The sequence below is a fragment of the Parabacteroides sp. APC149_11_2_Y6 genome (assembly GCF_054506995.1).
Genome location: NZ_CP173709.1, coordinates 3,298,306 through 3,323,261 on the forward strand (window position 1 = coordinate 3,298,306; position 24,956 = coordinate 3,323,261).

At 37.5% G+C, this 24,956-nt stretch carries 23 protein-coding genes; 8 read left to right on the forward strand and 15 right to left on the reverse strand.

The genetic code is table 11. The features are described 5' to 3' along the window. Positions 1–11: 11 nt before the first annotated feature. Genes ACGE0T_RS13550 through truA form a run of 3 tightly spaced genes read right to left on the reverse strand, consistent with a single transcriptional unit; the run spans position 12 to position 2,355 of the window. Positions 12–644, reverse strand: a complete 633-nt coding sequence (locus tag ACGE0T_RS13550) for a DUF3256 family protein (protein WP_459187158.1) — start codon at positions 642–644, stop codon at positions 12–14. Between the two features lie 12 nt (positions 645–656). Continuing rightward, positions 657–1,553, reverse strand: a complete 897-nt coding sequence (locus ACGE0T_RS13555; protein WP_459187159.1) for an EamA family transporter — start codon at positions 1,551–1,553, stop codon at positions 657–659. 46 nt (positions 1,554–1,599) lie between these two features. Next, complete coding sequence (truA, locus tag ACGE0T_RS13560) at positions 1,600–2,355, reverse strand: tRNA pseudouridine(38-40) synthase TruA (protein ID WP_459187160.1); 756 nt, start codon at positions 2,353–2,355, stop codon at positions 1,600–1,602. A 127-nt stretch (positions 2,356–2,482) separates the two neighbouring features. On the opposite strand from truA, the gene ACGE0T_RS13565 reads away from it, so the two are divergent. Together ACGE0T_RS13565 and ACGE0T_RS13570 are read left to right on the forward strand one after the other, a co-directional pair. Continuing rightward, entirely contained in the window at positions 2,483–4,081 is a 1,599-nt protein-coding gene (locus ACGE0T_RS13565; RefSeq protein ID WP_459187161.1) for an aspartate:alanine exchanger family transporter, read from the forward strand. A 52-nt stretch (positions 4,082–4,133) separates the two neighbouring features. Continuing rightward, positions 4,134–4,310, forward strand: coding sequence for a DUF4250 domain-containing protein (locus ACGE0T_RS13570; protein WP_459187162.1), 177 nt, complete (start codon positions 4,134–4,136; stop codon positions 4,308–4,310). Positions 4,311–4,383: 73 nt separating this feature from the next. Here the strand turns inward: ACGE0T_RS13570 and ACGE0T_RS13575 are convergent, their stop codons facing one another. Next, positions 4,384–4,830 carry a copper resistance protein NlpE gene (locus tag ACGE0T_RS13575; protein ID WP_459187163.1) on the reverse strand — a complete coding sequence of 149 codons (447 nt, stop codon included), beginning with the start codon at positions 4,828–4,830 and terminating at the stop codon, positions 4,384–4,386. Between the two features lie 300 nt (positions 4,831–5,130). Between ACGE0T_RS13575 and ACGE0T_RS13580 the strand changes: the two genes are divergently transcribed. Continuing rightward, complete coding sequence (locus tag ACGE0T_RS13580; protein ID WP_459187164.1) at positions 5,131–6,657, forward strand: lipopolysaccharide biosynthesis protein; 1,527 nt, start codon at positions 5,131–5,133, stop codon at positions 6,655–6,657. A 270-nt stretch (positions 6,658–6,927) separates the two neighbouring features. Then, positions 6,928–7,824, forward strand: a complete 897-nt coding sequence (locus ACGE0T_RS13585; RefSeq protein WP_459187165.1) for a hypothetical protein — start codon at positions 6,928–6,930, stop codon at positions 7,822–7,824. Positions 7,825–7,887: 63 nt separating this feature from the next. On the opposite strand, the gene ACGE0T_RS13590 is transcribed toward ACGE0T_RS13585, so the two are convergent. The 3 genes from ACGE0T_RS13590 to ACGE0T_RS13600 are packed head-to-tail and all read right to left on the reverse strand — an operon-like array spanning position 7,888 to position 11,939. Next, positions 7,888–9,477, reverse strand: a complete 1,590-nt coding sequence (locus tag ACGE0T_RS13590) for an MFS transporter (RefSeq protein WP_459187166.1) — start codon at positions 9,475–9,477, stop codon at positions 7,888–7,890. 3 nt (positions 9,478–9,480) lie between these two features. Next, positions 9,481–10,530 (reverse strand): HlyD family secretion protein, encoded by a 1,050-nt coding sequence (locus ACGE0T_RS13595; protein WP_459187167.1) that lies wholly within the window; start codon positions 10,528–10,530, stop codon positions 9,481–9,483. A gap of 17 nt (positions 10,531–10,547) precedes the next feature. Beyond that, positions 10,548–11,939 carry a TolC family protein gene (locus ACGE0T_RS13600; protein WP_459187168.1) on the reverse strand — a complete coding sequence of 464 codons (1,392 nt, stop codon included), beginning with the start codon at positions 11,937–11,939 and terminating at the stop codon, positions 10,548–10,550. A 48-nt stretch (positions 11,940–11,987) separates the two neighbouring features. On the opposite strand from ACGE0T_RS13600, the gene ACGE0T_RS13605 reads away from it, so the two are divergent. Continuing rightward, a complete protein-coding gene (locus ACGE0T_RS13605) occupies positions 11,988–12,800 on the forward strand; it encodes a helix-turn-helix domain-containing protein (RefSeq protein ID WP_459187169.1) in 813 nt (270 codons plus the stop codon). 101 nt (positions 12,801–12,901) lie between these two features. Here ACGE0T_RS13605 and ACGE0T_RS13610 read toward each other — a convergent pair whose 3' ends face one another. After that, positions 12,902–14,533: an IS1182 family transposase gene (locus ACGE0T_RS13610; protein WP_459187170.1), complete on the reverse strand. Its 1,632-nt coding sequence runs from the start codon at positions 14,531–14,533 to the stop codon at positions 12,902–12,904. A gap of 234 nt (positions 14,534–14,767) precedes the next feature. Between ACGE0T_RS13610 and ACGE0T_RS13615 the strand changes: the two genes are divergently transcribed. Beyond that, positions 14,768–16,207: a PSP1 domain-containing protein gene (locus ACGE0T_RS13615; RefSeq protein WP_459187171.1), complete on the forward strand. Its 1,440-nt coding sequence runs from the start codon at positions 14,768–14,770 to the stop codon at positions 16,205–16,207. Then, positions 16,207–16,698, forward strand: coding sequence for a gliding motility lipoprotein GldH (gldH, locus tag ACGE0T_RS13620; RefSeq protein ID WP_459187172.1), 492 nt, complete (start codon positions 16,207–16,209; stop codon positions 16,696–16,698). The genes ACGE0T_RS13615 and gldH overlap by 1 nt, the downstream gene beginning before the upstream one ends. Here gldH and rodA read toward each other — a convergent pair. The 7 genes from rodA to ACGE0T_RS13655 all read right to left on the reverse strand — a co-directional run bounded on the left by rodA (position 16,658) and on the right by ACGE0T_RS13655 (position 24,383). Beyond that, positions 16,658–18,052: a rod shape-determining protein RodA gene (rodA, locus tag ACGE0T_RS13625; RefSeq protein ID WP_459190474.1), complete on the reverse strand. Its 1,395-nt coding sequence runs from the start codon at positions 18,050–18,052 to the stop codon at positions 16,658–16,660. The two genes, gldH and rodA, sit on opposite strands and share 41 nt — an antisense overlap. Before the next feature lie 43 nt (positions 18,053–18,095). Beyond that, positions 18,096–19,970: a penicillin-binding protein 2 gene (gene mrdA, locus ACGE0T_RS13630; RefSeq protein WP_459187173.1), complete on the reverse strand. Its 1,875-nt coding sequence runs from the start codon at positions 19,968–19,970 to the stop codon at positions 18,096–18,098. Then, a complete protein-coding gene (gene mreD / locus ACGE0T_RS13635) occupies positions 19,960–20,478 on the reverse strand; it encodes a rod shape-determining protein MreD (RefSeq protein WP_459187174.1) in 519 nt (172 codons plus the stop codon). The genes mrdA and mreD overlap by 11 nt, the downstream gene beginning before the upstream one ends. Beyond that, positions 20,471–21,325 (reverse strand): rod shape-determining protein MreC, encoded by an 855-nt coding sequence (gene mreC / locus ACGE0T_RS13640; protein ID WP_459187175.1) that lies wholly within the window; start codon positions 21,323–21,325, stop codon positions 20,471–20,473. Before mreC ends, mreD begins: the two co-directional genes overlap by 8 nt. 83 nt (positions 21,326–21,408) lie before the next feature. Then, the gene (locus tag ACGE0T_RS13645; protein WP_459187176.1) at positions 21,409–22,428 is read right to left on the reverse strand and encodes a rod shape-determining protein; all 1,020 of its coding nucleotides are present in this window, start codon (positions 22,426–22,428) and stop codon (positions 21,409–21,411) included. A gap of 85 nt (positions 22,429–22,513) precedes the next feature. Then, positions 22,514–24,037 (reverse strand): bifunctional phosphoribosylaminoimidazolecarboxamide formyltransferase/IMP cyclohydrolase, encoded by a 1,524-nt coding sequence (purH, locus tag ACGE0T_RS13650; RefSeq protein WP_459187177.1) that lies wholly within the window; start codon positions 24,035–24,037, stop codon positions 22,514–22,516. 154 nt (positions 24,038–24,191) lie between these two features. Next, positions 24,192–24,383 (reverse strand): hypothetical protein, encoded by a 192-nt coding sequence (locus ACGE0T_RS13655; protein ID WP_459187178.1) that lies wholly within the window; start codon positions 24,381–24,383, stop codon positions 24,192–24,194. 108 nt (positions 24,384–24,491) lie between these two features. On the opposite strand from ACGE0T_RS13655, the gene ACGE0T_RS13660 reads away from it, so the two are divergent. Next, on the forward strand, positions 24,492–24,950 hold the full coding sequence (locus tag ACGE0T_RS13660; protein WP_459187179.1) for a PepSY-like domain-containing protein: 459 nt from the start codon (positions 24,492–24,494) through the stop codon (positions 24,948–24,950). The last annotated feature ends 6 nt before the right edge of the window (positions 24,951–24,956 follow it).

Genomic DNA, 24,956 nt, shown 5'->3' on the forward strand with positions numbered 1-24,956 from the left:
TGTTTAGTCAATTATTTAAAGTGGAATTTTTCCCATGTATATACCTTTGGTGTATCTTTCAGGTAAGGTTCCACTTTCTTTCTGTCTTCTTTCGATAGATATTGGGGAGTCGTATATTCTACCGTCAAGGTCAGGTCGTCCGGATTAAGGGAATACTTACGTAAATCCATATCCAAACGGGAAGTACTTTCAATAAAAGCAATACTATTCTTATCTACATCCTCTTTGAGAAACCAGTCAGCAGAAACCGGAGTAAACATATCCGATGCTTCCAGAGGTTCCCAAGTAGTTGTAAAGAACTGGATACGGCTATCGGGAACCGGTCCGTAAACAGTTGTAATCATACATACGACATTCGTATTATTTACCAGCGGAAGCAACTTCATCTCTACAGTGCTGCGTTCTGTAACCTGCAACAGCAGGTAGTCATCCGTCAGCTTCTTTATGGAAGAAGTGCCGTTCATCGTATTCTTCAATTTGGCTTCCTGACCGGATTTATAAAGTTCGACCAAATCCTTCCGCCATTCATTTTCCAACTGAGGAATATAATTATTCGGCATGGTAACGAAAATAGCATCTATATCCTGAGCCTTTATCGTAAAAGCACACACACAAACTAATATCAACAAAAGTATTCGCTTCATTTTCTCACTTTTCTATTTAGAGCCCAAATATAGGAATATCATCCCAAATAATACCAAAACAAGGTCTATCGCTTTGCTCTTTAAGTTTTTTTCATGGAAGAACAGTGCTCCGGCAGCAAAGGTTATCAGTACATTGCTACGACGTACCATAGAGACTATCGATATCATGGAATCGGGGAATGTCAAGGCATAGAAGTAAATCCAGTCCGCCATACACAGAAATATGGAGATAAATATAATATTCCATCGCCAGGTAAACGGAGTGGTAGTCTTCCTGCGGGGATACCAAAACAGCATAAGTATAGGTATCATCATAATACACTGGTAGATATTGAACCATACTTGCACAGTCATCACATCCATATTTCTCATCAGATGCTTATCATACAAGCCGCTTAATGCTCCGGTTATCACAGATAAAACGGTAAAAAATATCCATTTATTATGAGTAAAACGTATTCCCTCTTTTCTTCCGGAAGAAGAGAGCAGATAAAATGAAGCAATGGCAAAAATAACACCTATCCACTGCAATAGATTCAGCCGTTCACCGAATATAAGCATGGCACCGACCAGATTCAAAACAGGCTGTGTGGCTTTGATGGGGCCAGTTATGGTCAGCGGTAAATATTTCAACCCGAAATAACCGAAAATCCAGGAAGAAAGGACAATTACAGCCTTTATAAATACGGCGACATGGGTTTCAAACGAAACATGGGGAACATACAACATGGTTCCATCCAAATAGTCCGTACAAAAAGAAAGGATAATAAAAGGGACAAAAATCAGGCTGCTTATCAGCGTATTAAAAAATAAAACGGGAAGAACAGCGTTTCCATTCAGGGACATCTTCTTGTTTACATCATAACAGCCCAAAAGGAAAGCGGATAAGAATGCCAATGCAATCCACATAAGTATTATCTATTTATTAAAAAGAAAACCGGGCAAACCGTTTTTTCTATTGTTTTACAAATAATTTATCAGGATAAGTCACATCCACCAAATACAGAGCATGTCCGGGAGCCGATGTTCCGGCTTCTCCTCTATCCTTTGCTTCTATCACTTTCCTAAAGCCCTCAATAGTTAGTTTTCCCCTACCCACTTCAAGCAATGTTCCTACAATTGCACGAACCATATTACGTAAAAAACGGTCGGCACGGATAGTAAATACCCAGACATCTCCCTCCTGTTCCCAATGGGCATAACTGATGCGGCAGTTGTTAGTCTTCACATCTGTATGCAATTTACTGAAGCTGGTAAAATCTATATACTCGAACAAAACAGGGCATGCCGCATTCATCGCCTCAAAATCCAGTTTACCCGGAATCTTATAAACCAATTCATAATTGAACGGGTCTTTCCGGGTCGTAACATAATATTTATAAGTGCGGGAAGTTGCATCAAACCGGGCATGTGCTTCCGGGCAAACCGGAACAATATGGTATATGGCAATATCTTTTGGCAACAAACGATTTAGTTTTTCTGCAAGAAAAGCCAAATCCTGAATAGGTTCATGCCAGTCGAAATGGGCAACCATTAAACGGGCATGCACACCGGCATCCGTACGCCCGGCTCCAATAATGGGTACCGGCTGACGTAACAAAGTCGCCAAAGCATCCTCTATACACTGCTGTACCGTAAGTCCGTTGGGCTGTACCTGCCAGCCACAAAAATTCTTTCCGTTATAACCTAAATATATAAAATACCTGCTCACGTCGGGAGATTGTTGTTTCTATTGTAATTTGAGCACAAAGGTAGCAGAAATATAGTCCGCAGATTGCCTATACAGGCAAAAAAGTGTATTTTTGCACACAAAATACTTCATCACAAAACTATTTGACATGTTTGAAACACTGCTTCAATCATCTTATTTTGCTCTGTTCCTGATTATAGCTTTGGGATTTATGCTGGGCAGAATACAGATTAAAGGTCTCTCCCTGGATGTATCAGCCGTTATTTTCATTGCGTTATTATTCGGACATTTTGGAGTAATTATCCCTAAAGAACTGGGTAATTTCGGATTGGTCTTATTTATTTTCACAATCGGAATACAAGCCGGTCCGGGATTTTTCGACTCATTCCGCTCCAAAGGGAAAACGCTTATTTTAATAACCTTGTTAATTGTAGGTTCAGCCAGTCTCACCGGATTAGCTCTTAAATATCTGGTCGGTATAGATACGCCCAGCCTTGTCGGATTGATAGCCGGTGCATTGACCAGTACTCCCGGTCTTGCCGTAGCAATCGACAGCACGCATTCTTCCTCCGCATCTATTGCTTATGGTATTGCCTATCCGTTCGGGGTAATCGGAGTAATCCTCTTTATCAAGTTATTACCTAAAATGATGCGTGTCGACCTTATTGCCGAAGCGAAAGCGCTTGAGGCAAGCAGAAAAAGTAAATATCCTCCGCTTCACCCGGCTACATTTGTCGTTTCCAATGCCAGTGTTTTTGGAAAAACATTGGCTCAATTGCAAATCAGAGCTATGACCGGAGCGGTTATCTCACGTATCAAACATGATGGTACAACTGTTATTCCTTCGGCACAAACGGTTCTTCATGAAGGAGATATGCTAAAAGCCGTAGGGAATGATAAATCTCTTGAACAAGTAGCGATCCTTCTCGGTGAACAAGTGAGCAATGACCTTCCATTCGGAAAAACACAGGAACTTCGTTCGCTGTTGGTTACAAACAAGAATATAATCAATAAAACACTGGGATACCTGAATCTACAAAGCACTTTTGCCTGTACGGTCACCCGTGTCCGTCGAAGTGGAATCGACCTTCCTCCCGAACCGGATTTACTACTGAAGTTCGGTGATAAAATCATGGTTGCCGGAGAAAAAGAAGACCTGGACGAAGTAAGCCAGATATTCGGAAACAATGAAAAAATGCTTTCGGATACGGATTTCTTCCCGATTGCAGCCGGTATCGTATTAGGAGTTTTATTCGGAAAATTAAATATCTCATTTTCGGATTCTTTCTCTTTCTCGCCGGGACTGACCGGTGGTATCCTGATTGTCGCACTTGTATTAAGTGCTATCGGTAAAACTGGTCCCATCATCTGGTCAATGTCCGGTTCTGCAAACCAATTGCTTCGTCAGATCGGTTTATTGCTATTCCTTGCCGAAGTCGGTACTTCTGCCGGTGTAAATCTGGTTTCCACTTTCCAGGAAAGCGGTTGGACATTGTTCGGAACAGGTATAGCCATCACCATGGTTCCAATGATTATTGCAGTTGTCTTCGGACATTTTGTATTTAAAATAAATATATTGGATTTAATCGGTACAATTGCCGGAGGTATGACCAGTACACCCGGACTTGCAGCAGCAGACTCCATGAGCGACAGTTCCGCGCCGAGTATCGCTTATGCAACGGTTTACCCGATTGCGATGGTTTTCCTTATCCTGTTTATCCAGTTTATCGCATTATTGGTTGTATAATAGCTTGCAAACACCGTCTTTCAAGAAGACGGGTTCTTAATTTAAAATAAAAATGGAATTACCTAATGACCCGATGATGCTATTTAGCTTCATCAATATGAAATTGCGGGATAATTACTCTTCTTTAGACAGTTTATGTGATGACATGAATGTAAACAAGAACATTCTAATTAATAAACTGAAAGAGGTCGGTTTCGAGTACAGTTCGGAATATAACAAGTTTTGGTAAATAAAAAAGGCCGGTTTGTTTCTCCAGATTTCCTGGGACATACAAACCGGTCTTCAGCTATATCGCTTAAAGTTTAGAACTTTTCAGTCTGTTTCAATATAAAATGTTCTGCTAAATCACCTGTGATAGGTTGCTTATCCCCATCCAGCCAACGGACTTGGCCTTCTTCCACTCTTAAATAACCAACCGTACCGGTTTCGCCATCTTTTAAGCCAAGCATGGAGCCATCAAGCGTATAGGTACCTTTTTCATCAAATTCAACATTCCTGTCGATATACGATGAATGCATCAAATAGGTTGAATCTTTATTGATGGTCAGTGTCGTTTCTATGCCCGGGCAATCGGCCGCAGGCAACGTTCCTTTATACACACCCCAATAATCCAGTGAATTTTCAGCATTATGCATATCTACAACTTGTTCTTTTTCTGTTGCGTCTGCCGAATTCGTATCAGCTTTTTTATTGTTTCCACAAGCGGTTAAAGCTGCAACTACCATTAGTGATAAAATAATCTTCTTCATAACATCTACATTTTGTGTGTCTACTCTACTAAAAAACGGTTATTCCAAATTCTCTTATGTCACAAATATAGATTTTCTTTTCATCCGTTCTACGGGCTTAAAGAAGATTAACCTATGGTTTTTATCTCTTGATTATTAAAATATAGAATACTGTTTCGCCTCTTTTAATCAAAAAATCATTTATATCGACCATCATTACAGACTCATTCTTGTATTATCTTTGTAACGGATAATCCTTTTACAATCATACCATGTTTTAATATTTTCGAAACAACAGATTTTATTGTCGCCTTATAAATCATGAATTCCAATAATAAACGAATTGCCCAAAATACATTATTACTTTATTTCCGCCTATTAGTTACGATGGGAGTATCTTTGTTCACTTCCCGAATTATACTAAAAGTATTAGGTATTGAAGACTTCGGAATATTCAGCCTTGTCAGTGGAGTGATTGCCATGTTCGGTTTTCTGGATATGACTCTCGGTTCCGCTACATTCCGCTTCCTATCCATTGAAATAGGAAGAAAAGACTACATACAACTGAAAAAACTTTTCAGTATATCCATTACCTCCCATATTATATTCGCAATCATTATTCTTATTCTGGCAGAAAGTATCGGACTATGGTTCTTAAATACACATCTGGTAATTTCTCCGGACAGGCTTCAGGCTGCAAATTGGGTTTATCAATTTGCTCTACTATCTTTTTTAACCAATATGATTACTGCACCATACAACGCAATAATCATTTCACATGAAAAAATGAATATCTATGCTTATATGAGTATTATCGAGGTTATCTTGAAATTACTCATAGTCTTTACTCTTCAATGGTTTGATTTCGACAAACTTAAATTATATGCCATTCTGACTTTCTCCGTATCTTTTTGCATAAGGATGGCTTACCGTTCTTATTGTAAATTCAAATTTCAAGAATGTAAATATCATTATGTATGGGATACAAAACTTTTAAAAAGTTTTTTCACATTCTCAGGATGGAGTATATTTGGAAATCTGGCGGGTATTAGTGCTCATCAAGGATTAACTCTTATTATAAATATGTTTTTTGGAACGGTTGTAAATGCGGCTATGGGTATTGCCAACCAAGTAAATACGGCAATTGTCAATTTTGTTTCAAACTTCCAAACAGCCTACAATCCTCAGATATTAAAAACATATACATCTGGAAACAGGCAAGACTTCATCAATCTTGTTATCATCACTTCCAAAGGCTCTTTTATGCTGCTATTCATCCTTTCGATGCCTGTTTTCATTAATTGTGCTCCAATCTTAAGACTTTGGCTAACCGAGGTTCCGGCACATACGGCAACCTTCTGCCAATTAATGATCTTACTATCATTAATCGATACGTTAAGTGCCCCTCTGTGGATGACGGTACAAGCAAACGGACAAATTAAAACTTATCAACTATGCATCAGTTTTATTACATTTTGTAACCTTCCATTAGCATACTATATCCTAAAAATCGGCTATCCCGTGGAATCTGCATTAGTTGTACGTATTACGATGAGTCTTATCAGTCTGATATTTCGTCTTTGCTATTTAAGGCACCTTATTCATTTTCCGGTTATACTATTTATTCAAAAAGTTTTATATAGAGTATTCATTATTGTAGTAGCAACATTACCCATCCCCCTTATATCTCTAAAGATATGGGATAATGAAACATTGATTGGTCTTATCACTATTTTTTGTATTTCATTCGTATGTGCCTGCCTAGCCACTTTTTTCCTGGGTTTAACAAAACAAGAAAAAAGACCGATACTTAATATGCTTCATTCTAAAATCCAATTATTTAGATAGCATATGTTAATTTTTCTTTTCATGCATATCACTTTTTTCATTAATCGAACTTAATACTTTTTCATCCTCAATAAATGAAAATAATACGATAAAAGGACCTATGCCCCCTTCTTTTTCTCCTTATCTCAGAGAAGCACAAAATATAATAAAATAAAATCTACATTTTATTCCTCATTTATAGAACTACTTTTGTTATTGGATATCTATATTTTTCTTATTCATATAGAACGAATCCCTTAAAATCATAATACTAACTTAATTTCAAGATATATGTATAAACTTCTAGTATGTATATTTTTTCTCCTAAAACTTTTAAAAAAAGAAGGATTGAAGAATCCATATAAAAAGCTCAAAAAAGCTACAACATCATCATCTACAATGGTTATTTTCGCAAATGGTCCTTCTTTAATGGAAGACATTGATAAGCTAAATAAAGTTTGTAGTGATAAATTCCCTGATAATTGTTCCATATTTGCCATGAATAATTTTGCTTGCCATGAAGCATACCAGATATACAAACCTAAATATTATGTCTTAAGTGACCATGTCTTTCTAAAAAACACACCTCATGCAGAAAGAGGAAAAAAGGTTTTAAACGATATTGCCCACAACACAACTTGGCCAATCGATCTATTTCTACCTTACTGGGCTAAGAATTCTGATTTCTATAGCATACTGAAAAATAATAAGTTAATTACCATTCATTACTTTCATAGTACTTACCATATCGAAATAGGTTCATACCGTAGATTCATCTTTAAAAACGGATTAGGTAATGGTGAATATGGAAGTGTCGTATTAAATGCTGAATACATATCGATGATGTTAGATTACAAAAACATTTATTTATGTGGTGTAGACCATACATTTTTTAATGGACTATATGTAAATGAAAAAAACCAATTATGTATGTTAGAAGAATATTTCTATGAGAAAAAAGAAATAATCTTATACAATCATTATACAGATGAGAAAAATCTACAACCCTATTCTGTTTATGAATATTTGAAATCAAAAACTTCCATATTTTATGGACATGAGGTTATGGAAGATTTTGCAAACTTTTGCAACACTAAAATTATTAATGTCACTTCAAAATCCATGATCGATTCTTACGAAAGGCTGGAATCGCATATACAGTCTTCTCAAGTCAAATTCACCCAGTAAACACCCCACCGAAAAATTATCATTTGCAGCGATTTAATTTTGCATAAAGATCTAATTACTTCTTTAATACGGTATAAACCGTTCACGTATTCTTATTGCTACTTTTTTTATTGTCGGAGAAATGAATAATAAAACAATGCAAACAAGAATACTTATAAAAACAATCCCAAAATAATCCATTGTAGATTTAATCAATATTTGTCCTGATATCAAATTCTTTAAATACTTGTCTGACATTATATTTGAAATCATATAATCCTGATTATTACTCAGATAGTCATTACAAATACTATTTAATGTATTTCCAAGCATATAGTTTGTTTCATTTACATTTTCTCTGAACCTTTCGAATATTTCACTTTTAGTATATGATTGGAAATAATTATTAATCGAAAGACCTGCGCAGAATCCTACAAATCTTGAGAATATTCCGATAAAAGAGACATTATATGCCAAATGCTCAGGAACAGTTGATACAGTAAATACAACAACAGGAACAAAAAGGGTACTTGTTCCTAAACCATAAATGAATATGGGAATATAAAAAAAAGTAATTTCTACAGATGAAGAAAACGTAAAATACATAATCAGGTGAAACAAGGCAAGTAAAGAAAAGCCTACAATGATAATATTGATTAGAGGTGCCCGATATATAATATATCTCGCTGTTACAAATGAACCTACTATAATCCCCATTATATTCATAATCCAGACAGGTGTCATATGTATTGGATCAACATCAAGAATCTGCTCAATATATACATAAACAAAAATCACAGTACCTTTGAATATATATAGTGCAACTAATAATAGTAACCCTATAATAAAACTTTTATACTTGAATAAGCTCAAATTTATCAATGGCCTCTTTATCAATAATTGACGAATGACAAACAAAACAAGTAATATAAATGCCACAAAAGTTAATCTAGTAAATTCCTTACTCTCAAACCAATTTAGTTTCTGAGCATATACCAGTAAATATCCCAATAACGCACAAAAGGCTGTATATAAGATGGCTCCGATCCAATCAATCTGATAGAGAGGTATTTTTTTGTAAAATCGGGCTTTTCTCTTCATCGTAATGAAAACAAGAACTAATGTGAACAATATTGAAATATTCAATCCATAAAACAAATAATTAAATTCTTTAAAATGAAGTAACCAGCTACAGTATATGGCACAAACAGGGATGGATATTTGCAATCCTCCGTAAAATATACTATAACCAAAAACCTTTGATTTCGGCTTATGAAAAAGAGGAAATACAAGGTTTAAAACAACACTACATAATAGAGCACAGGCAATACCTTGCAAGAACCTACAAATCATAAAAAGAATAATATCTCTGGTATAAAAGCACACTATATAACTGATAATATCCAGCACTAATCCTAAAACAATATAATCCCTTGCTATAAAATATTTAATAAGTCTGTTATCTAAAGCGAGAAATGCAATCACTGTCGCATACATCAAAACCACAGAATACTGAATGTCTACTTGTTCAAATCCATAATAACCGATTGCGCTTTCCATATTACTGTAATATAAAGCGAATCCAAGTAAAGACATGGCTAATATGGAAACAATAGTTCCCCGGATAAGCCATTTTGGAACCCAATCTTTAAAAACACCCTTATCTGTTCCCATTTGCTATTGTTTTAAAACTGAAACGTTTGCATTCATTCCGGCAGATAATTTCTCTATCTTTACCTTCGAGTCGGTTAAATCTATTTTTACGGGAATTCTTTGAATTACTTTTACAAAATTTCCAGTTGCATTATCCGGAGGTAATAAAGAATATCTTGAACCTGTTGTAGGCGACACTGATTCAATTTTACCATGAAAGACCTCATTGGGAAAAGCATCCACATATATATCCACGCTTTGTCCAATGCTAAATGATTCAATTTGAGTTTCTTTGAAATTAGCAACCACCCACTTTTTTTCTTCATCATTAACCATGAAAGCCAACGTCTGTCCGGCTTGTACCAATTGGCCCTCTTGTATATTTTTTTTCCCGATTCTCCCTCTAAATGGAGCCGTTATTACAGTATATTGCATCTTAAGTTTCTGATTGTCTAATATCGCCTTCTTTCTTTCTATTTCCGCAATAATGGTATTCATATCTTTCTTTATCTCAATTGTTTTAGATTTTGAGACCTGCATTTTTTTCTGAGCAGACTCATATTCCAAAACCGCAATTCTAAATGCAGCTTCAACTTTTTCGAACTGTTGTGGTGTTGTAGAACCCTCACATAATAGATTTTTATATCGTAGGTATTCTTTCTCCTGATACTTCATTTTTATTTCAGCGGTTGAAATTTGCGTTTTTAGAACCTCGATATTCCGGTTTTGTGTTATTTCATTAGCTACTAAATACTCTAATTTTGCATTACTCTCAAGAATACTTGCTGTCGATTCTTTTTTATCTAATTCAAACTCTCGACTATCTATGACCACTAATGTATCACCAGTATTTACCCTTTGATTTTCTTCAAAGTATATCTTATTGATATAGCCTACAACCCTTGTATTTATTGGAGACAGATATGCTTCTATTTGAGCATTATTTGTCTCTTCATATTTTAAAGATCTAAGAAAATATATTCCACTCCAAACAATCATAAATATTAACAATAAGACACCAATAATTCTAGTAAAAATAATGGTAATACGGTCGATTTTATTTCTTCTTTTCATACTATTCTCATATTATTTTATAATACTCCCATTGCTTCACGAAGTTTTAAATATTCTATTTGAAGATTAATTTTTGAAGTCATAAGTTTAAATTTGGCATCCAAGAGGTCAGTCTCAGCATCTAATAGATCTGTTAATGTCAGTTGTTGGTTATAGTATGCATTCTTAAGCACTCGTACAGTTTCCGTCACTCGCACTATATTCTTATTTGCTGTTTCAATACTTTCTTTTGAATATTGTAATTGCAAATAGATCTCCCTAATTTTTATCGATAATTTATCTTCAACTATATTCCTGTTTATTCTTTCTTGTTTATAAGCCAACTTATTTGCCGTTACTTTATAAGAATTTTTATAGAAAGCATCTATAGGAAACGATATTTTTATACCGAATTGACCAAACCCATATTGATTAGAGGAATAGGGATACAAAAATACTTGAGGATATTTTATATTATAATAAGAGAAGAACGCTATTTTAGGTAAAACATTTGCTTTTGATTGTCGAATATTTAATTTGCTTATATTCAGTCTGTCCAAAGCCATTTTACAGATAAAGTTTTCTTTCAACGCTATACTTGTAAGTTCCTCATATCCTGAACAGTTTAAATCCGCAAAAGAGAACAGTTCATGATAGTTTATTTCTATACTATTATTCTCATCACGTCCCATTAAAATATTTAACTGTTGAATATCCAATTGGATATTATTATTTATCTCAGATAATGAAAGTTCTATATCGGACAACTTTACAGAAGCTCTTAACAGATCACTTTTTAAAACAACCCCATTATTATAAAAATTTTCTATAGTCTTCAATTGTAATTTATCTGCAAGAATTTCTTGTTGCACTAAATCTCGAAATTGAAGATTTCTGAAAAGATCATAATATGTTACTGCAGCAATAAGTTTTATATTATTTTTAGTAGCCTCACATTGATGTACTACAAGATTTTTTTCCTCTTTTCTAAGTTTTGTATTACGATATTTTTTACCTCCATCATATAAATCCAAACTTAACTCATAACCAACCCCATAACCATATTTTCCTATAGGAAAATAATCAGGGGTAGAAAATAGTTCATTTTCATAAACAGGCATTTTTGTATTTCTATCATAATTCGCATTTAGAGAAATGTCAGGGAAATAATCAGCTATAGCAGAATGGATTATCTGTTCTCTCCTTTTTATCTCGAGAAGTTCGACCTTTATGTTTTTATTATTTTTCTCTATGTTTTTCCAAATATCTTCAAGTGTTAGAAAATTATCAAACCTACCCGTATTTTGCTGAGCATAGCTCTCTTTAGTTATAAATGAGAATAACAGAATAAACACTAAAATATATTTCATTTTTCCAATAATTAATTGATGTGGCAAAGTTATTCGGAAATATATTTTGGTTTTTTCCATAATCAGCCTATTTTTTGCTAATTTTGGCCAAGTAATTTTTTTAAGAATATGAACTTTTTACACTACTTGTCAGAAAGTGTTGATAAATATCCTAATTCAATATTTGTTATTAAGCAACACATAGATCAAGAATTAGCTCTTCATAGCCATGAAAAAGGACAATTACTATTAGTGTTTGGAGGAATTGCTTATTTACAAACCGAAGAAATAGATTATTATATTCCTTCCCATCATTATATATGGATTCCCAAATTGCAACCACATCGTATTTTGTTTAATTCAAAGGATTTATACATTCAAAACATATATTTTAGTGATGAACACGACTTAGAAAATTCTTTCTATGATAAATTAGGTATTTATCCAGTAAGTCCTCTGCTGCATGAAATACTCAATTTTTCCGTAAACTGGCAGGGAGATATATTCCCCGCCTCATGGGAATACGAACTTTTACTAACAATGAAGCACTTATTACCCAAAGAGAAGCTCAAACGATTTTCTATTCAACTACCAACTACTACAAATAAAAAGCTAATAGAGATAACACAATATTTACGAAATAACTTGCATGAACCCCTAACTTTGCCTTTTGTTGCGCAACATTTTGGTTTTAGCGTTCGCAGTATGACTCGCTTATTTCAATCCAGCCTTTATATCTCCTTTTTACAATATCTTAAGATGTTAAGAATTATACGATCATTGGAACTAATGAAGGATTCTGATATGACTATTACTGAAATAACTTATAGTGTAGGATATTCCAGTGTTTCAGCATTTAGCAATGTATTTTTTCAATTGACAAATACACGTCCTAAAGACTTCAAAATGATGTTAACATCAAAAATGAAACCTCTAATGTAATTTTCAAAGATGCCCTAAGTCTTTCAAGAAGTATTAATGGAATCTAATAGTAAGGTGTAGATAAAAAAGAAGGTGTCTGAAAAGGATGCCTTCTTTTTTTGTTATGCTGCCCGTTTATTATCCATTTTTATTTTTAAAACATCTTTGGTCTTCTCAATTATCTCTCTTCGAGAAGTCATCCTACAGAAATAAGTAAAAAACAAAAGAAAACTGACTTTTTTAGCTAGTTTTCTTAGATTATGTGCAATAGCAACCAGGGTAAACTCTGTTTTTACCTTCTCCAACCCTCTTAATCTAAACCGGTTCCACGCCGAGTTATGCTTTATCTGTGCAAAGGCAGATTCCGGTTCTATACATCGTCTGCCCCGATGATAAATACCTTCCTCACTCATGAGTCTTTCCCGTGCTTTTTGTTTATACCTGTTAAGGTTATAGTTAACTTCTATGATCCGGTTAGTCTTTGATTTATGACATTGAGACTTCAGCGGGCAACCCTCGCAGTTCTGTGCCTGATAACGCTTCAGTATGGATACATATCCCAAATCGGACTTACTTTTCCTTTGACCTTTATATTCCATATGTTGTCCCATCGGGCATACGTAATAATCCCTTTCCCGGTTGTAGTAAAGGTTCTGTATGGCAAAAGCATCCTTCTTCCAGGCACGCTTCTGCTCTTTGTGGAAATAATTGTACTTGACAAAAGCCTCTATACCCGCATTCTCCATAAACTCGTAGTTTTGTTCACTTCCATAACCGGCATCGGCCACTACTATAGAGGATTGCCTATGATAAGTCTCTCGAAAATCTTTCAAAAAAGAAATTAAAGTTCCCGTATCTCCGGCTCGCCTGTAAATTCCCAGATTGGTAATAAATTGATTCTCTGTAGCAATCTGTATGTTATAGGCAGGTTTCAATTGCCCGTTTTTCATATGATCCTCTTTCATGCGCATGAAGGTCGCATCCTCATCTGTCTTACTGAAAGAATTACGATCCCCTAATTTCTCTAATTGCGATTCGTATTTGGCAAGGCGAGGCAGATATTCTTCCTGTAGCTTTTTGATTTGTTTCTGCTCAGCTTTGTTCATTCCGGAGAGCCGTTTGTTTAAAGCGCCCACTTTTTCCCGCAAACCACAGGAATCCATATCCGGTAAGCTATCCGGTGTCCTTTCCTGTTTATCCTGCTCGATATGTTTGTCAACCTCACTAAGGATTGACTGTATTTTCGACTCCAGTTTTACCTTGTTCTTTTCCACGCTACCACGCCAGACAAAAGTGTAGCGATTGGATGCTGATTCCACTTTGGTACCATCGATATACTGTACATCCAAACTGACATAGCCGGATTCCTGTAACAGCAGAACAATGGCTGAAAACAACGATTTTATGTGTTCTTTTAAACGTTTGCCGCGGAAATCATTGATCGTGCGGAAATCGGGAGTACTATTACCAGACAACCACATGAAGTGAATATTCTCCTGCAAGGCCTTTTCTATTTTGCGACAAGAATAGATATTGTTCAGGTATGCATAAAACAGAACTTTGAGCATCATACAGGGATGGTAGCTGCTGGTACCTCCTCCTTTATATGCCCAGAGCAGACAACTAATATCCAAGGCGTTTACAACACTGTTTACAACACGAACGGGATGATTGGGAGCTATCTTTTCCGATAAGCTGGTCGGAAAAAGTACATTTTGGTTGGATGTTAACTCTTTAAATACTATCTTAGCCATTGCTATAATGTTTGTTTTTTTGCAACGGTAAGATAATACTTTTTACCGAAATAAACAATAGCAAAGGGGCTATCCGACTTTTTGGACAGCCCCTTTTTTATTTCACGATTCTTACCTTCCACTGCCAGATGCCATCAGGGTTACAGCATTTATTATAATCGTCCATCTTATGCTGTAAACCAAATATTTTGACTATTTTTGCGTAATTGTACACACATATATTATTATCTGACAATGGATTTCAAATTAAATACAGGTAGTTGCTGCATGGGGAAAAAAGGATGCAGCAAAATACAAAATACAAAACTGAACACTTACGACTGGCTTTGCGACGTTCCGGATGCAGCCAATGCTACTGATTATGTAGAAGTTCAATTCAAAAATACCCGTAAAGGATATTTTTTAAACAGTTCTAAAATTCCTCTCGAAAAAGGCGATATGGTAGCTGTCGAAGCAAGTCCGGGACATGATATAGGGACTGTAACCCTCACCGGGAAACTCGTTCTTTTACAAATGAAAAAAAACAATGTCCGTACCGGAGAAGGCTATGAGCCCAAAAAGATTTACCGCAAAGCAAAACCGACCGATATTGAAAAATACGAGGAAGCTAAGTCTAAGGAACACGCTACCATGATCCGTTCCCGCCAAATCGCCGCCGATTTAGGATTGAATATGAAAATTGGAGATGTGGAATACCAAGGAGACGGTAATAAAGCTATCTTCTATTATATTGCAGACGAACGTGTCGACTTCCGTCAGCTTATTAAAGTACTGGCAGAAGCTTTCCGTGTACGCATTGAAATGAAACAAATCGGAGCCCGTCAGGAAGCCGGACGCATTGGAGGTATTGGTCCTTGTGGACGCGAATTATGTTGTTCAAGCTGGATGACTAATTTTGTTTCTGTGGCAACCGGAGCTGCACGCTATCAGGACATTTCAATGAATCCTCAAAAACTTGCAGGCCAATGTGCTAAACTGAAATGCTGCATCAATTATGAAGTGGACGCTTATGTTGAAGCACAGAAACGTTTGCCGTCACGCGAAGTTCCTTTGGAAACAAAGGATAATACATATTACCATTTCAAAACTGATATTTTCAAACGTGAAATCACTTATTCTACGGATAAATCGTTTGCAGCTAACCTGATAACAATTCCGGCAGACCGCGCATTCGATGTTATCAACATGAATAAAAAAGGTATGAAACCGGTATCATTGGAAGCCGACACAAAACCTCAGGCTCCCAAACGTGATTCTCAGGATATTTTGGGTCAGGAAAGTGTTACACGCTTTGATAATGTAAAGAAAAAGAAGAAGAAAAAAGGTGGTAACGGGAATGGAAATAACAACGAAAATAACGGTAATAGCAATATAGCCGGCGTTGCTAAAGAGAAAAACCCAAACAATAATAACAACGGAGGTAAGCCACAAAATCCGAACAATCGTCCGGGAGAAAAGCCCTACAACGAGAACAATCCTGCTAAAGAGGGGAATAAAAACGGTGGAAACCGGAACAATAACCGAAACAGCAGTGGAAACGCAAATGGGAATAGAAATGGAAACGAAGGGAATCGTAATCGCAACAAGCAGCCACGTCCCAACAAAGCAAACAGCGATAAACCATCAAATAATGACAAACCTCAACAACAAGCTAAACCGGATAATAACGCCTAATGCTTAAGAGATTTCTTGTCATATTTATTGGTATCTTATTATCCTCCTGCGAAAACAAAGCCTTGTATGATCAATATCAGATCATAGACAATACTTCGTGGGAGGACGATAAGGTTTATTATTTTACCTTCCGGGTTGAGGATACCTCTACTCCTTACAATTTGATGTTGCAAATACGCAATAACAATCTATATCCTTATAAAAACCTATGGTTATTCTGTAATGAGGAATTACCTATTGGACCTTTAAAACGCGATACGATAGAATGCGTTCTTGCCAATGAAGCAGGTAAATGGCGCGGACATGGTATTTCTTTATTCCAATCAGGTTTCCCTGTACGTACCAACTACCTGTTCCCTTATCCGGGTCAATACACCTTCAGCTTTCGGCAGGCTATGCGCGAAAAGACTATAAAAGGAATACAGGAAATCGGATTCAGAGTGGAAAAAGCTAACGCTCACGACGCGAAGCATCCAACCGGAGAAAAATAAACAACAGGATTGTAAATCCCCAAAGCGAGGAACCGCCATAACTGAAAAACGGCAACGGAATACCTATTACCGGAGTAAGCCCTATCACCATCCCGATATTAATAGCCAAATGGAAAAAGAAAATAGAAGCAACACTGTATCCATAGACTCGGTTGAACGTCGAAGTCTGTCGCTCCGATAAATAAATCAAACGAAGTATCAGGACTGCAAATAAAACAAGAACAGCAGAAGAGCCAACAAATCCTTGTTCTTCACCCACCGTACAAAAAATAAAGTCAGTATCCTGCTCCGGTACATATTTTAATTTAGTCTGGGTTCCATTCATAAAACCCTTTCCGGTAAAACCTCCTGAACCTATCGCTATCTTTGATTGATTTACATTATAACCGGCACCACTCGGATCATCTTCCAGTCCTAATGACACTTTTATACGGATCTGTTGATGCGGTTCCAGAATATTATTGAATACATAATCCACAGAAAACATAAAAGCCAAAGAACCCAAAGCAAACACAGCAATAATGACATAATGCCATACCCAATTATGGATAGACAGATAAATCAAGTATAATGAAGCCAAAAGAACAAGCCCGATTGCAATCCAGGAAAAATCAACAGGCATAAAAAAAGAAGCTATTGTCCCACCTAAAAAAGCAAGAGTCGTCCCTATCAAAATATGTAATATCGCACGAAAATCCTTCTTCTCTATTTGTATCAATGCCATAATAATAAATAGAATCAAAGAAGAAACTATTAGTTCCCCCATTGCAGTAGCTCCAACTACGACCTCTGAAAACTTCATGCTCGTCACAAAGAAGACAACTGCACAAACCCCTGATAAAAGAATATAACCGGACATTCCCTCCCTATACAACATCAGGAAAAAAGCCAGATAGACCAATGCGGACCCCGTCTCCTTTTGTAATAAAATACAAACCATGGGCAAAAATATCAGCAATAGGGTAAGCATGAAATTTTTAGGCACAGTAAGTTTAAAGCCATACGAATTCATCAACTTCGCCACAACCAATGCCGTGGCAAACTTTGCAAATTCTGCCGGCTGAAGACGGACAGGCCCCAAAACCAACCAAGAACGCGAACCCTTTATATCCGGAGCCAGAAAGATTGTAGCAATCAATAACAAAATCACCGCAATATAAATAAGGTTGGCAAAGACATCAAAAAAGTCGCTCTCAAGCATTAAAATCACAAAAATCAAAAAGACGGACAATCCCATCCACATTAACTGGGAACCGGGACGTCCTGAAATATCAAAAAAACTTACACTGTCGTATTCGTAACTGGCACCGCAAATACTGAACCATCCGGCTATTACCAATATGACATACAGCATAATGGTTAACCAATCCACAGTTTTCCATATTTCAGTTTTTCTTTTATAACTCACGACTATGTAAATTTAATATGCTTTGTTCTATCACTGTATTCGAAAGTTCCTCTTCCAATGCTTTATCCGCCTCCGTAAATTCCACATTCAGGTATTTTTGCATCATCAAACGACCGATAGGTACCCCAAACGTTGCACCGAATCCTCCATTTTGGACATATACACAAATGGCAACCTTTGGCTTATCGTAAGGAGCAAAACCAATAAACGCCGAATGATCTTTTCCATGCGGATTTTCAGCCGTACCGGTTTTACCACAAACTTCTATACCCGGAATCGCAGCTTTCCGGCAAGTTCCTCCAAGCACCGCACTCCTCATCCCATGCGCTACAATATCATAATATTTTGAATCTACTGTAGGATAACGTTTTTCCTTATAAAGTGAATCCAAAGGGGTATCCTGCACTTCTTTCACTACATGTGGAGTGATAAAATATCCTCGGTTAGCTATTGTTGCAGCCAAATTACAGATTTGCAACGGAGTTGCAGATACTTCCCCCTGCCCAATAGCCACTGATATAATTGTACTGGAATTCCACCGTCCGCGATATGCCTTGTCATAATACTGGCTGTTAGGAATAAATCCCCGTTTCTCGCCAGGTAAATCTATACCCAGCTTATATCCGTACCCCATAGAAACCAAATGATTCTTCCATATATCAAAAGCCTGCTGCACGGTAGGATAACGGCGCCGGCTATCTAACATATCATGTAATCCCCAGCAAAAATAAGAGTTACAGGAAGTGGCTATGGCAAAGTCCAATTCCAAAGGAGAATAATGCCCGTGACATGCAGGCTTTCCGCCTCGGAAAGTATAACCATGGGCACATGTATAGGCTGTTTGTGGGGTTATTACACCTTCCTGCAAAAATATCAATGCCTGTGTAGGCTTGAAAGTGGAACCGGGAGGATAAAATCCTGTCAAAGCACGGTCAATCAACGGAGTACGCGGATCTTTCTCTAATATTTTATGATTCTTTCCTCGTTGGCGTCCTACTAATAAACTCGGGTCATATGTCGGAGAAGAAACCAGACAAAGTACTTCACCCGTTTCCGGCTCAATCATTACAATACTGCCTAATTTATTCTGCATCAACTTCTCTCCTAAGGCCTGCAACTCCACATCAATCGATAAGGTCAGGTTTTTCCCGGAAACAGGAGCTATGTCATGCTTTCCTTCTTCATAGCGCCCTTTGATTCGTCCATGTGCATCACGAAGCAGTATCTCTACACCTTTCGTTCCACGCAAGACTTTTTCATAAGACAACTCAACACCGGCACGTCCAGAATTATCACCCTGCACATAGTAATCATCTCTTTCAATATCTCTGCGGTTCACCTCGCCAATATTACCCAGCAAATGGGCTGCATTGTGATAGCCGTACTCACGGTTTGTACGGTTCTGAATATAAAAGCCCGGGAATTTATAAAGTTTTTCCTGCAACACCCCATATTCCTGCGCTGAAAGGTGATTCATAAAAACTTGAGGAACATAAGAAGAATAACCGGGATTCAACCGGCGGTTCTTTATATCAGCTATACGTTTAACGAACTGGTCGCGTGTTATGCCTACAATATTGCAGAAATCCAGCGTATCAAACGGCTGTATCTCGCGCATAATAAGCATGATATCATAAGTTGGCTGATTATACACCAGCAGTTTGCCGTTGCGGTCATATATCATACCGCGGGAAGGATATAATGTCTTTTTCAGGAACGCATTACTATCAGCCCATGCTTTATAGTCGTTGTCTACAATCTGCAGGAAAAACAAACGGACAATAAAGATAAGAATGAGTAAAATAACAGCACCACCAATCACATAGCGCCTGTTCTCAAGGGTATACTTCGAATTAATCTCCACTCTTTACAGTGTTCACATTGAATGATTCAACTATACATATCAGCAAAGTCGTTGTCAATACACTGGCAATAATACGAATCGCCAGAAACAACGGGTCAAATAAAGTAAGCGATTCTACCAGGAATAATGCCGCGTGATGAATAACCACGAATGAAAGCACATACCTGAAAAAACCACCATAACCAAAAGTCTTGTAGGAAGGGAAAATACCTTCCGGCAAGTCTTTTCCCATATAAAAATGAATAAGAGGCTCCCGGATAAAACCAGCCAATGTACAAGCAGCAGCATGCATACCCGGAGTATTGGAAAATATATCTATTACCAGTCCTATCAAAAACGAAAAAAATACCACATTACTTTGTGAAGTACCAACAGGAAGCTTCAATATAAAATAGAGATACAGAAACGGAGTTGCTATACGAAGAAAATAAATATTATTCAGGAACAGCACTTGTACTGCCACTAACACCACAAAATAGAAAGCTCCTCTTAATATATTGTTAATCATTTCTTCTTGCCTCCTGCTCTGTTTTTAACTGCTCCGTCTGATGATAATTCTTTATAATACGGACATTATTCAATGCATGAAAATCCGCTGCCAGTTCAACTTTCAACGTATAAAAATTATCATCATGCTGTTTTTGGAAATCAGCAACATTACCCACTACAATACCTGCCGGAAAAACAGCAGAATAGCCACTTGTCACTATCGTATCCCCTTTTTTAAATTCCACATGCCTCGGTAATTCTTCCAGATTGGCATACCGGGGATTCCGCCCGTCCCAGTTTAAAGAGCCGAAATAACTACTACCTAAGACCTTACAACTCAAACGGAATTTAGGGTTCAACAAAGAAAGTACCACTGCATAATGATCGGAAACCGTAGAAACGATACCTATCACACCACGCTCCGACACGACTCCCATATCAGGCTCGACACCGTCTTTGCGCCCTTTATTTACAGTAATATAATTAGCTAAATGCGTAACACTGTTATTTACCACATCAGCCAGAATAAAACTATACGGAAAAACTTCGGTAGAATCAGGTGCAAACCCGGTAAAGTTCACTGTATCCGCCCTCATCATCTCCAATTGGTCTTGCAACTCGAGAAGTTCCATTTCCAACTGGCCGTTGCGTTCAAGCAGTTCTTTATTTATATCCCGAAGATGAAGATAAGATTTCACATAACCGGCCGCAGATGATATATACCCTGTTACAACATTCGCCGAACTAAACATGACATTTCGCTGGTAAGCATTATTCCTGTAGACTAATACCAACGAAATCACCTCCAGCAAAAAAAACAGGAACCAATGTCTCTTTCTGACCAGGAAATCTAAGAGCTTCCGCATAATTCAATTAAAAAATTGAGAATTGAGAATTGAAAAACGAAGGACATACTCCTCCTGTTTCAACTATCAATCCCCAATTACAATTATCGTATAAGGAAATTAAACTTATCTATATTCTTCAATGCAATACCCGTACCTCTTGCTACTGCGTGCAACGGGTCTTCGGCAACATGAAATTCTATCCCCATTTTATCTTTCAGACGCTTGTCGATACCACGCAACAAAGCTCCGCCACCTGCCAGATAAACGCCGTTCTTTACAATATCGGCATACAATTCAGGAGGTGTCTGTTCCAATGCACTTAATACAGCAGCTTCAATTTTAGAAATCGACTTATCCAGACAATGAGCAATTTCCTGATAAGATACAGGAACCTTCATCGGAAGAGCAGTCATCTGGTTTGGTCCGCAAACTTCAAAATCGTCCGGGGCATCGTCCAGAATACTCAATGCGGAACCCACATTAATTTTAATACGCTCGGCCATACGCTCACTGATACGGATATTATGCTGACGACGCATATATTCTACGATATCGTTCGTCAAATCATCCCCTGCCATTTTGATGGACTTATTGGAAACAATTCCTCCCAAAGAGATAACGGCGATTTCCGTAGTACCCCCGCCTATATCCACAATCATATTACCTTCCGGAGCCAGTACGTCCATACCTACACCGATAGCAGCAGCCATTGGCTCAAAAACCATATATATCTCGCGTCCACCGGCATGTTCAGCCGAATCACGTACAGCACGAATTTCAACTTCCGTACTACCTGACGGGATACCGATAACCATACGGAGAGACGGAGCAAACCAGCGTTTATGCGTACTCGCCATCTTTATCAGTCCGCGCATCATCTGTTCTGCCGCATAGAAATCGGCAATAACACCTTCACGAAGCGGGCGTATCGTACGTATATTCGGATTGGTCTTTTCGTACATTTCACGAGCCTGCCGTCCAACAGCCAGCACCTTCTCGGAGCGAGCATCCAATGCGATAACGGAAGGTTCATCCACTACCATCTTATCATTACATGTGATAATGGTATTGGCTGTACCCAGGTCCATTGCCAATTCTTGTGTAAAAGAAAATAATCCCATTTTAATAAAGTGTCTATTCATCAATACGCCAATATCCCAATAAATACTTCGAAAGTATCCAGGCATATCGACGTATCGAATACAATTAATGTTTAAAGTGACGGATACCCGTTTTAACCATAGACAAACCATGCTCGTTGCAATACTCAACAGACAGCTTGTCATTAATAGAACCTCCCGGCTGAATTACAGCGGTAATACCTGCATTATCTGCAATTTCCACACAGTCGCCAAACGGGAAGAATGCATCCGAAGCCATAACGGCACCGTTCAAATCAAATTTAAATGATTTTGCCTTTTCAATCGCTTGTTTTAATGCATCCACACGTGAAGTCTGTCCGATGCCACTTGCACAAAGCTGTTTGTTTTTTACCAGTGTAATCGCATTGGACTTGCTGTGTTTTACAATCTTGTTTGCAAACAACAGGTCTTCCACTTCCTGGGGAGCCGGTTGCTTTTCTGTCATCGGTTCCAGATCTGCTGCAGTTTGAATGCTAAGGTCTTTTTCCTGCATCAGCACACCATTCAGCAATGAACGGAACTGGATCGGACAAGTCTTGCAGTCTTTACGAACCAGGATAATACGGTTCTTTTTCTGTTTCAATACTTCCAATGCATCAGCATCATAAGCCGGAGCTATGATTACTTCAAAGAAAATCTTGTTAATTTCTTCGGCAACTTCCTTATTGATTGTTGTATTAGTAATCAGGATACCTCCGAATGCAGAAACAGGATCACCTGCCAAAGCATCTTTCCAGGCATCTACCACGTTGGCACGGGAAGCGATACCACAAGCATTGTTATGTTTCAGGATTGCAAAAGTCAATTCATCGAATTCACTAATCAGATTCACAGCGGCATCGATATCGAGCAAGTTGTTATAAGAAATTTCCTTACCATGCAACTGGTCGAACATCTCAGTAAACTTACCGTAAAACTTAGCTGCCTGATGAGGATTTTCACCATAACGCAAATGCATCGGAGTATCTACACCTGCACGGAAATAAGAACCTTCGCGATTGTCAAAATAATTGAAGATTGCACTGTCATAACCGGAAGATACGGCAAATGCTTCTTTCGCAAACCATCTGCGATCATCTATCGAGGTTTCAGCACCTTTTTCTTCCAATAACTGCATCAACGGTTGATACTGAGCTTTGGAAGCCACAATTACCACATCTTTAAAGTTCTTTGCAGCGGCACGGATAAGAGAGATACCGCCTATATCTATTTTCTCGATAATTGCCTGTGCTTCCGCACCTGAAGCTACTGTTTCTTCAAACGGATACAAATCGACAATCACCAAATCAATTTCAGGAATTTCATATTCGGCAAGCTGGGCAAGGTCGCCTTCATTTTCACGGCGTGCCAGAATGCCACCAAAAACTTTCGGATGAAGCGTTTTCACGCGTCCTCCCAGGATTGAGGGATAACCTGTCAAATCTTCTACTGCATCACAAGGAATACCCAATTCCTCTATAAACTTCTGAGTACCACCCGTTGACACAAAACTAACACCTTCACCGTGGAGCTTTCTCAAAATTTCATCTAATCCATCTTTATGGTATACAGATACCAATGCACGTTTAATACGTTTCGTTACAGCCATCTTTGTTGGGTTTATTTTAATGTTTTAGAGCACAAAAGTAGGGATTTATTTTCAATATGTAGATAAGGTATGAAAATAATTTCCGGGCCCTCTTCTTAAAGAATGCATCTAATAACAAAAATAAACCCAACAAAAAAGTAATCAGGAGAATATCTTACTTCCCTTCTTTCGAAATCTTCAAAGAATCATCAATTATATCCTCACTTTCTTCTTCTTCAGATATAATATCTTTTTCTTTCTCGATGTCATTAGATGTGTAATCATCCGACAATACGGAGCGTGTGGACAGTGTTTCGTCTTCCAGATCGGAACTTTCGTCCCATAATGATTTCATTATTCCAGCCATAATTATTTGTGTTTTATTAATTTGTTCACTATTTCAACAAACCGGAGGATGCGATTGTTCTTAAGTATCATTGAATAATTTATACAATAACATTTATAATAACGTCTTATGAAAACTAAACTATCCGTCTTGTTTTTCTGCTTATGCAGCCTTATTTCATTCTCGGCATGCAACAGCGGCAACAAGCAAAAACAATCGACACAGCTCGAAACACTTCCTACACCTGTCCGGGATTTCCTTTCCAAAAAATATCCGACAGCAACCGTACAGAAAATAGAGAAAGAGCAAAACGGTACGGAAGTGGATATTCAGGAAAAAAACACCCACAAAGAAATCCGGTTCGATACCGGAAACCAATGGGTATCCACGCACTGGAATATCAAAAGCGATGACGTACCTGTAGCCATTATGGAAGCATTGGCAAGCTCTGCATACAATCAATATACAATAGAAGACATTACCCTGATAGAAAGACCCTCCGGCACTTTCTACCGGTTTGAACTGAAGCAGGAAAACAATGAAGTAGACCTGGTCTTCGATTCAAAAGCACAAGTAGCCGTCCAATAAAGATTT